This window comes from Mycobacterium sp. (assembly GCF_035697385.1).
GTDB lineage: Bacteria > Actinomycetota > Actinomycetes > Mycobacteriales > Mycobacteriaceae > Mycobacterium.
Genome location: NZ_DASSCY010000359.1, coordinates 1 through 6,782, shown reverse-complemented (window position 1 = coordinate 6,782; position 6,782 = coordinate 1). Strand labels below are relative to the sequence as shown.

General features: G+C 65.1%; 6 protein-coding genes. 3 read left to right on the top strand and 3 right to left on the bottom strand.

Going from position 1 to position 6,782, the window contains the following annotated elements; all coding sequences use genetic code 11:
- Positions 1-39 precede the first annotated feature (39 nt).
- Both secD and yajC read right to left on the bottom strand, forming a co-directional pair.
- Positions 40-1,839, bottom strand: coding sequence for a protein translocase subunit SecD (secD, locus tag VFH65_RS29845; protein ID WP_353326814.1), 1,800 nt, complete (start codon positions 1,837-1,839; stop codon positions 40-42).
- 65 nt (positions 1,840-1,904) lie between these two features.
- A complete protein-coding gene (yajC, locus tag VFH65_RS29840) occupies positions 1,905-2,261 on the bottom strand; it encodes a preprotein translocase subunit YajC (protein ID WP_353326812.1) in 357 nt (118 codons plus the stop codon).
- A gap of 143 nt (positions 2,262-2,404) precedes the next feature.
- Between yajC and VFH65_RS29835 the strand changes: the two genes are divergently transcribed.
- On the top strand, positions 2,405-2,815 hold the full coding sequence (locus tag VFH65_RS29835; RefSeq protein ID WP_353326811.1) for an extradiol dioxygenase: 411 nt from the start codon (positions 2,405-2,407) through the stop codon (positions 2,813-2,815).
- Between the two features lie 11 nt (positions 2,816-2,826).
- Here VFH65_RS29835 and VFH65_RS29830 read toward each other — a convergent pair whose 3' ends face one another.
- Complete coding sequence (locus VFH65_RS29830; protein ID WP_353326809.1) at positions 2,827-4,356, bottom strand: Nramp family divalent metal transporter; 1,530 nt, start codon at positions 4,354-4,356, stop codon at positions 2,827-2,829.
- A gap of 217 nt (positions 4,357-4,573) precedes the next feature.
- Here VFH65_RS29830 and gabT point away from each other — a divergent pair, with 217 nt between their 5' ends.
- Together gabT and VFH65_RS29820 are read left to right on the top strand one after the other, a co-directional pair.
- Entirely contained in the window at positions 4,574-5,914 is a 1,341-nt protein-coding gene (gabT, locus tag VFH65_RS29825) for a 4-aminobutyrate--2-oxoglutarate transaminase (protein ID WP_353326807.1), read from the top strand.
- A gap of 16 nt (positions 5,915-5,930) precedes the next feature.
- Positions 5,931-6,782: aldehyde dehydrogenase family protein (locus tag VFH65_RS29820; protein ID WP_353326805.1), on the top strand; the 852-nt coding region annotated here is incomplete at its 3' end.

Genomic DNA, 6,782 nt, shown 5'->3' with positions numbered 1-6,782 from the left:
TCCACGTCTTTGTTGTCTTTATGCCTGGCGGCCATGTCGCTACCCCCGTCCCGTCACGTGCGCGGCCGCGCGTCGTTCGCGGGCGATCTGCTGCACCGCGCCGAGACCGTTCAGCTTGGGCTTCGCCATCGTCGGCGACTTCGACGCCAAATACGCCAGCGGCCAGGTCACCAGGAACACGACCACGACATCCAGGATCGTCGTCAGTCCCAGAGTGAACGCGAAGCCCTTCACCTGGCCGACCGCCAGGGCGTACAGCACCACGGCGGCCAGGAAGGTAACCGCGTTGCCGGACAGAATGGTCTTGCGCGCCCTTGCCCAACCACGCGGAACGGCCGATCGGAACGAACGACCTTCGCGTATCTCGTCTTTGATGCGTTCGAAGAACACCACGAACGAGTCGGCCGTCATACCGATACCGATGATCAGACCGGCGATGCCGGCGAGATCCAGCGTGTAGTTGATGTATCTGCCGAGCAGCACCAGTATCGCGAAAACCATTGCGCCGGAAGCCACCAACGACAGTGCGATCAGCAATCCGAGCACACGGTAATAGAGCAGTGAATACAGCAACACCAACGCCAGACCGACCGCACCGGCGATCAATCCCGCTTTAAGCGATGACAAACCCAGTGTGGCGGAAACCGTTTCGGCCTCCGACGACTCGAACGACAGCGGCAGCGAGCCGTACTTGAGCACATTGGCCAGTTCCTTGGCCGTCGCTTCGGTGAACTGACCGGTGACCTGGGTGCGCCCGCCCGGGATGGCCTCCTGGATCTCCGGGGCGCTGACGACCTTCGAGTCCAACACGAATGCGGTCTGCGTGCCGACGTTGGCGGCGGTGAAATCCGCCCAGATCTTGGTGGCGTCGCTCTTGAACTCAACGTCGACGACGTACTCGCCGCGCTGCTGATCCAGCCCCGAGGTGGCGTTCTCGATCTGCTCACCGCTGATGATCGACTTGTCCAGGAGGTACACCTGCTTGCCGTCGGTCGAGCAGGTGATCAGCGGCAGGTTCGGGTCGTCGTTTCCGGCCAGCACGTCGTTCTCGCCGCAGCCGGTTTTCTGCAGAATCTGGAACGCCAGGACCTGGATCTGCTGGTCGGTGCTCTGCCGGATCTGCTTCTCCTCGGCGATGCGCTGGGAAAGCGGCACGTCCTTGTCGGAGGGCGGCGGCGGTGTGTTGACCGGCGTACCTGGCGTGCCCGGTGGCGGTGCCGGAACCCGGGGTGTGGGCGTGGGCGGTGGTGCCGGGGTTGGCGGCGGCTCCTGCGGATACGGGCGCGGTTGGGGCGCCGGCGCCTCCGCCGGTGCCTGCCCTTCTGGCGCCGGCGGCGCGACGGGAGCTCCCGGCTCCGCGGGAGCGATCGGCGGCAGCCCCGGTGGCGCCCCGGGAGCCAGTGGCGGCGCGCCCGGTGGCGCGCCCTGCGGACCCTCGGTCGGCGGCTGCGCACCCTGGGCCATGTCGACGTGGATGACGGGACGGATGTACAGCCGCGCGGTCTGGCCCAGGTTGCGGGCCTCGCTGCCGTCGTCGCCAGGCACGGTGATCACCAGGTTGTTGCCGTCGATGATGACTTCCGACCCGGATACACCAAGACCGTTAACGCGGTCGTTGATGATCTGCTGGGCCTGATCCAGCGCCTCGCGGCTGGGTGGCGACCCGTCGGGGGTGCGAGCGGTCAGCGTCACGCGCGTGCCACCCTGCAGATCGATACCGAGTTTGGGCTCGGCCTGCTTGTTGCCGGTCAGGAATACCAATAGGTAGACGCCGACAAGCAGCACCAGGAAGAACGCCAGGTAGCGGGCAGGGTGCACCGGCGTCGAAGACGATGCCACGTGTGAGGGTCTCCTTCGAGATCAGTTCGTCAGCACCGCAAAGGGTACGTGCTGATGCTGAGTGGTCAGCCGTCAGTCTTTCTGTTCGGGCTCTCGGTGATCTCGGTTGCCGTCGACTCCCGAGCCTCGTAATCGGTGTCTTCTACGTCGTCGTCGTCCTCGACATCGTCGACAATGCGGTCACGCACCGCCAGCTTCATCCAGGTCGTGACGACACCGGGAGCGATCTCCAGGTCGACGTTGTCGTCGGTGATTCCGGTGATGGTGCCCTGCAGGCCCGACGTGGTGTGCACACGGTCCCCGATGGCCAGTGAATTGTGCAGGTCGATGGTGGCCTGCATCGCCTTCTTCTGGCGCCGCGACGCGAAGAACATGAACGCACCCAGGATGATGAGCAGCGGTAGGAAGACGACCAGATCCATGGCAGCAACTGTCTTTCGTATCGGTCTTGCGGTCACGGCTCCCGGAACGGCACGTCACGGGGCCTCGTAGTTGACCAGTGTGCCATTGTCGCCGGGGGCCGCCGAGCCCCCGGTCGCTTGCGATCTGCTGTTAGCGTCGCTAGGTGCTTGGTCACCTTGGCCTCAACGTTCTCGATTTGGATGCTGCGAGGCGTTACTACGGCGCGATCATGCCCCTGGTGGGGTACGACATTTACCTCGACGCCGACGACGAATTCGCCTACCGGCCAGCCGGCGGCAAGCCGGGGACGTATCTCTTCTTCTATCCGGCAGCCGAGAAGTCCGGATACTCGCGAGATCAGGCGGGGCTTCAGCACCTGGCGTTCATGGTGCGGACCCGCTCGGCGGTGCATGCCGTCCAGTCGGCCGTCGCTGAACTCGAGGGTGACTTCGGCGGCCGGGTGCTACGTGAGCCGCAGGTGTTTCCCCAATACCCGCAGCCGTACTTCGCGACGTTCTGGCTCGACCCGTGGGGGTTCATGCTCGAAGCGGTATGCCATCACGACCGGGAGTGACGGTCAACGTCCTAGAACTTGACCAGTGCGCTTCCGGTGGTCAACTCGTAGACGAAGTTCACGAAGAAGAACCCGAAGAAGAGGAAGTTCAGCACCAGGATCACGTAGTGCCACGGCCGTGGTCGAGCCGGCTTGGGCAGCTTCGAATTCAGGTACATCAACATGAACGGGAACATCAGGGCGCCCAGGTTCGACATGTTCGCCGAGATCTGCACCAGCCTCACCGGTGTGGTCAGGTGGATCGCGGCGGCGATGACCACGAGCACGACCAACATGTACGGGTAGTAGAACTTGCGCGGATCGCCCTCGAGCAGCCGGCGTAGCCGCGGACTTGTCGCGTGCGCTGCGTCGGTGAAGTTGCGCACGAGTGCCTCGAAAATGCCCAACTGCGTGGAGAACAGGATGAGCACGCCCGCCACGAGCATCAGATAGAACATCCACGAGCCGTACTGCTCGCCCAGCTTCTCCGCCGTGAAGGTCGGCACGTTCTTCGTTGTCGGGGCTTCTCCGGTGGTGGCGACGATGTGTGCCATCAGGATGGTGGGCAGGAGCATTCCGAGCATCGCACCGCAGAAGAACACCACCCACTGGTCGATGAGCAGCAGCCGGTACCAGCGCTTCCACCGAGAGGCATTCTCCGGCGTGTCCCGGAAGGTGACACCGACGGCGAGCAGCTCCCGCCGCTCACCGCGCATCCCGGCGATGAAGCCCACCCGGTGGCCCATCCCGTAACCGTGGTCCCGGTAGTGGGCCATCGCGTACCAGTTGAGGCCGGACGCGAGCGCCGTGAATCCGGCGAGCGCCCCGAGGGTCGTCGCGGTGATGCCGGGCGGCGGTGCCGCCGGCGTGATGAGGCCGCGGATTCCCTCCCACCACACGGAGGGCGGCACAATCGCAATGTCGACCACGATCAGGATCGCCAGCAGCAGGCCGATAATGACCCAGTTGCTCAGTTCGAGCGCGCGGGAGATCTTGCGGGCCACCACACAGATCAGGAAGACCACGAACAGCAGGCCGATCGCCAGCAGCCTGGTGTACTCGAGTTCGTCGGGCTGATGTACCCGTCCGACGATCAGCGCGAACAGGCCCTGACCCGCGCTGGCCGCCCATCCGCCGAAGATGAATGCGAAGTAGAAGACGATGAGGGAGAACGGGACCCAGAACTTCCAGCCGGGCGGGACGCGACCCCACCCGACTATCGGAACCTCCCCGGTCGCCACCACGTACCGGGAGACCTCCACGTTGTAGAAGGTCTGCAAGATCGCGGACACCGTGATCACCCACCCGATGCCGATGAACCCGAACTCGCCGACCGCCTGCGGGCCGAGCAGCCACTCTCCGCTGCCGATCGAGATACCCAGGGCGATCAGGCTCGGCCCGATCACGAACTGGGCGATCTGCAGGGGACCGAGCCGGCGCACCTTGAACACTTCCTCCGGCTCGGGCAGGTCGTCCACGGCGAGCGGCGGGCGACTCTTGCCCAAGGGATAGACCTCGGCGTCGGGCTTGACGTTGGGATCAGCTTCGGTGCTGCCGGCCATGACGACCTCCGGGAATGGGGTGCCGAGATTCGACCTGATCCGGTTTCCCAGAAATAGCCGCGACGAACCGCGCGCAACGAAATCCGTTGCGGTAGTCCGATCCGACCCGTGATCCAGCACAACCTGGCGGGGTTTTCGATCGGATCGGTGCGTCTCCGACTAGGCTCGAACCGCGGCGCGGCATTCGTCGAACCCATCTGTCGTCAGGAGGCGAACGTTGAGCACCCTCGAGCAAAGCCGCTATCTCGCGACCACGATTCCCGGACCCCGGTCGCAGGCACTGATTGACCGCAAAAGCGCCGCGGTGTCGCGCGCCGTCGGCAACACCATGCCCGTCTATGCGGCCCGGGCCTTCGGCGGGATCGTCGAGGACGTCGACGGTAACCGGCTGATCGATCTGGGCTCGGGCATCGCGGTCACGACCATCGGCAACGCGTCGCCGCGCGTCGTCGACGCGGTGGCCGAACAGGTGGCCAAGTTCACCCACACCTGCTTCATGATCACGCCGTACGAGGGCTACGTCGCTGTCGCCGAACAGCTCAACCGGCTCACCCCGGGCAGCGGCGAGAAGCGCTCGGCACTGTTCAACTCGGGCTCGGAGGCCGTGGAGAACGCCATCAAGATCGCCCGGTCGTATACGCGCAAGCAGGCAGTGGTGTCTTTCGACCACGCCTACCACGGCCGCACGAACCTGACCATGGCGCTGACCGCAAAGTCGATGCCCTACAAACACGGCTTCGGCCCGTTCGCGCCCGAGATCTACCGTGCGCCACTGTCATATCCGTTCCGCGATGCCGAGTTCGGCAAGGAAATGGCCACCGACGGCGAGTTGGCGGCCAGCCGGGCGATCAGCGTGATGGACAAGCAGGTAGGCGCAGACAACCTGGCCGCCGTCATAATCGAGCCCATCCAGGGCGAGGGCGGTTTCATCGTTCCGGCCGACGGCTTCCTGCCGGCGCTGCAGGACTGGTGCCGCGAGAACAACGTGGTGTTCATCGCCGATGAGGTGCAGACGGGATTCGCCCGCACTGGCGCGATGTTCGCGTGCGAACACGAAGGCATCGAGCCGGACCTCATCGTCACGGCTAAGGGCATCGCCGGCGGGCTGCCTTTGTCGGCGGTCACCGGCCGCGCCGAAATCATGGACGCCCCGCACGTGAGCGGGCTGGGCGGAACATACGGCGGCAACCCGGTCGCATGTGCGGCGGCACTGGCCACCATCGAAACGATCGAGGCCGACGGCCTGGTCGAGCGGGCGCGTCAGATCGAAACGCTGATGAAGGACCGGCTCGGGCGGCTGCAGGCCGAAGACGACCGCATCGGCGACGTGCGCGGACGTGGCGCGATGATTGCGATGGAGTTGGTCAAGCCGGGCACCCTCGAGCCCGACGCCGAACTCACCAAGGCTCTGTGCGCGGGCGCACACGCGGCCGGCGTAATCGTGTTGTCCTGCGGGACATTTGGCAATGTACTGCGGTTCCTGCCGCCCCTGGCCATCAGCGACGACCTTCTCAACGAAGGTCTCGACGTGCTCGCCCTGGTCCTCGCGGATCTGTGATGAAAGGAATTCACATATGACCACTGTTCGCAATTTCATCGGCGGCGAGCTCGTCGACTCGGTCAGCGGCGCCACCATGCCGCTCGTCGATCCCACCTCAGGCGAGGAGTACGGCAGCGCGCCGGTCTCCAACGAAGCCGACATCGACAACGCTTACGGCGCCGCGTCAAAGGCGTTCGCGGATTGGAAGCGCACCACACCGTCGCACCGGCAGAAGGCGCTGCTGGCGTTCGCCGACGACGTCGAGAAGAACGCGGAAGAACTCGTCAAAGCCGAGGGCCGCAACACCGGCAAGCCGAACCACGTGACGATGGCCGAAGAGATCCCGCCGATGGTGGACCAGATCCGGTTCTTCGCCGGTGCGGCAAGGCTTTTGGAGGGCCGGTCCGCTGGCGAATACATGGAGAACCACACCTCCTGGATCCGCCGCGAGCCCGTCGGCGTGATCGGGCAGGTGGCGCCGTGGAACTACCCGATGATGATGGCGATCTGGAAGTTCTGTCCCGCCATCGCCGCCGGCAACACCGTCGTCATCAAGCCCAGCGACACCACTCCGGTTTCCACCGTGATGCTCGCCGAGATCGCCGCCAAGCATTTCCCGCCGGGCGTGCTGAATGTTGTTTGCGGCGACCGGAATACGGGCGCAGCCGTCGTCGCACATCCCACCCCGGAAATGGTGTCGATCACGGGTTCGGTCGCCGCGGGTCGTGCCGTGGCGGTAAGCGCTGGCGGCCACCTCAAGCGCACACACCTGGAGCTCGGTGGCAAGGCGCCGGTGATCGTGTTCGACGACAGCGACATCGCCTCTGCTGCGGAGGGCATCGCGATGGCGGGCTACTTCAACGCCGGCCAGGACTGCACCGCGGCA